The organism is Streptomyces phytophilus, from assembly GCF_013870535.1.
Lineage (GTDB): Bacteria > Actinomycetota > Actinomycetes > Streptomycetales > Streptomycetaceae > Streptomyces > Streptomyces phytophilus.
In genome coordinates this window covers 1-2,563 of sequence record NZ_JACBXC010000890.1, presented here as the reverse complement: position 1 = coordinate 2,563, position 2,563 = coordinate 1, and the positions used below count along the sequence as shown (strand labels likewise).

Here is a 2,563-nt window from a genome sequence, read left to right as displayed (position 1 = left end):
CCCGGTCCCGACGTCGACTCCCTCACCTGCAGTGCCGTGCGCAGCACCACCGTCTGCAGCGGCCTCTCCGTCCCCGCGATCCGCTCCTGCAGCAGTCCCGCCGCCGTCCACCCCAGGTCGTACGACGGCAGCTGCACCGTCGACAGCGGCGGGCGGACCAGTGACGCCCACGGGACGTCGCCGAACGACAGCACCCCCGTCCGCGGCGGCTCCGTGCCCGCCTCCCTGAGCGCCTGCAGCGCGCCCACCGTCATCAGGTTGTTCGCCACGAACACCGCGTCCGGCGGCGTCGGCAGCGCCAGCAGGTCCCGCATCGCCGCCCGGCCGCCCTCGACCCGGAAGTCCGCGTGCCGCACGTACTCCGGCGGCAGCGTGCCCCCGTCCGTCTCGCGCAGGTGGTCGCGCATCACCGCGCGGTAGCCCGCGAGGCGGTCGTCGGACGTGGACGCCCCCTCGGGGCCCGCGATGCACGCGATGCGGTGGTAGCCGCTGCGCAGCAGGTGCGCGGTGGCCTCCTCGCCGCCGTGCTGGTTGTCGACCATCACGGCGTCGACGGACGCGCCCCGCGGGCGCCGGTCCACGGCGACCACCGGCATGCCGCGGCCCTCCAGCACCGACAGGTCGGTGCGGTTCCGCGACGCCGCGGCCACGATCACGCCCGCCATCTGCTCCGCCGCCGCGATCTCCAGGTAGCGCCGTTCCTTGTCCACGTCCTCGTCGGTGTTGCACAGCACCACCGACAAGTTCGTCTGCTGCGCCGCGTCCTCCACGCCGCGCGCGAGCGACGTGAAGAAGGGGTTCTCGATGTCCGGGATGATCAGCCCGATGACGCTGGCGCGCTGCATCCGCAGCGACCGCGCCACGCGGTTCGGCGAGAAGCCCAGCTCCGCCGCGGTCTTGCGGACGCGCTCGGCGCGCTCGGCGGTGACCCGGCCCCCGTTGAAGACCCGGGAGACCGTGGCCGGCGAGACCCCTGCGGCGCGCGCCACATCGTTGATGGTCGTCACTTCTCCGCTACCTGAACCTCTCACGCAGGCGCGGGAGTCGGCCGCGCGTCCGGTGCCCTGCCGCCCATTCTCCGCCAGTCCGGGGCCCGGTCGGGCCGCGGCGGGACATCGGACTCGGACATCCGGCCGCCCCGCGGTGCGGCCCGCGGCGCGGCCCCGGGATCGGTCGGGGTACGTGGACGGGTCGGCGCGGACGGTGTTTTCCGCGGTCTCGTACGGACCTCTTGACACCGTCTGGCGTGAACTCTACTTTCGCGTGAAATGGATTTCAAGGGATTTCCGGTGGGGGTGCCCCACGTCACCGGAGCCCGCTCAGCTGCTGCGTGCGCACTTGGGATGACCCTTCGCTTTTCCTGTACGAAAACGATTTCACGACGGAGCGTCCATGAGCACCACGTTCGGCCTGGATGACCTCGCCCGTACGACCCCCGCCCGCACCCGCTCGATCAGCGCGGAGAACCCCACCGGCGCCAAGGGCGCCGGCGGTGCCGCCACCGAGGGCACCGGCGCCCGGGCCGCGAGCCGGCTCGGGCAGGGGTGGAAGGTCTCCCCGAGCATCGACATCGCCCCCGGCGAGACCGCCGTGCTCGCCGAGATCGACGGGCCCGGCACCCTTCGCCACCTCTGGTGCACCACCGCCCCGCACGCCGCCTGGCGGCAGACCCTGCTGCGCGTCTACTGGGACGGCGAGCAGACCCCCGCCGTCGAGGTGCCCCTCGGGGACTTCTTCTGCAACGGCTGGAGCGTCTTCAGCCCGGTCTCCTCCGTACCCGTGACCGTCGCCCCCAACGGCGGCTTCAACGCCTACTGGCCCATGCCCTTCCGCCGCCGCGCCCGCGTCACGCTGGAGAACCTCGCCCCCGAGCAGATGACGCTCTACTACCAGATCGACTACGAGCTGGCCGACGTCCCCGCCGACGCCTCCTACTTCCACGCCCAGTGGCGCCGCAGCAACCCCGTCGGCGAATCCTCGGTCCACACCCTCCTCGACGGCGTCACCGGCGCCGGCCAGTACGTCGGCACCTACCTCGCCTGGGGCACCAACAGCCCCGGCTGGTGGGGCGAGGGCGAGCTGAAGTTCTACCTCGACGGCGACGAGGACTGGCCCACCATCTGCGGCACCGGCACCGAGGACTACTTCGGCGGCGCCTGGAACTTCGACGTCAAGCCGCACGGCTACACCGCGTACACCACGCCCTATCTGGGCCTGAACCAGATCCTCCGGCCCGACGGCCTCTACGCCAGCCAGCAGCGGTTCGGGATGTACCGCTGGCACGTCCTGGACCCCGTCCGCTTCCAAGAAGACCTCCGCGTGACCGTGCAGTGCCTCGGGATCGGCGCCGGCCAGGGCAACGGCCTCAAGCACCGCTACCGCAAGAACCGCGACGACATCGCCTCGACGTCCCTTTTCTACCTCGACGCGCCGTCCAGCGCAGCCCTACCGGCGACCCCCGGCCTGCTCGACCTCGAAGTCGACGCCCCCGACTGAGAACCCACCCCTCGTACCGCACCCATCCGACAGACAGGGGCACGACATGCTCCAGCACGGCAACGGC

At 72.0% G+C, this 2,563-nt stretch carries 2 protein-coding genes; one reads left to right on the top strand and one right to left on the bottom strand.

Features of this window, described 5'->3' with window-relative positions:
• The coding region (locus H5J30_RS26770; RefSeq protein ID WP_181789898.1) for a LacI family DNA-binding transcriptional regulator at positions 1 to 1,007 on the bottom strand (1,007 nt) is incomplete at its 3' end.
• A 385-nt stretch (positions 1,008 to 1,392) separates the two neighbouring features.
• Here H5J30_RS26770 and H5J30_RS26765 point away from each other — a divergent pair.
• The gene (locus H5J30_RS26765; RefSeq protein WP_181789897.1) at positions 1,393 to 2,496 is read left to right on the top strand and encodes a glycoside hydrolase family 172 protein; all 1,104 of its coding nucleotides are present in this window, start codon (positions 1,393 to 1,395) and stop codon (positions 2,494 to 2,496) included.
• The last annotated feature ends 67 nt before the right edge of the window (positions 2,497 to 2,563 follow it).

What these genes read in the sequence shown, in the direction of transcription:
- H5J30_RS26765 (WP_181789897.1), top strand. Translation starts at nt 1,393, where the DNA reads ATGAGCACCACGTTCGGCCTGGATGACCTCGCCCGTACGACCCCCGCC.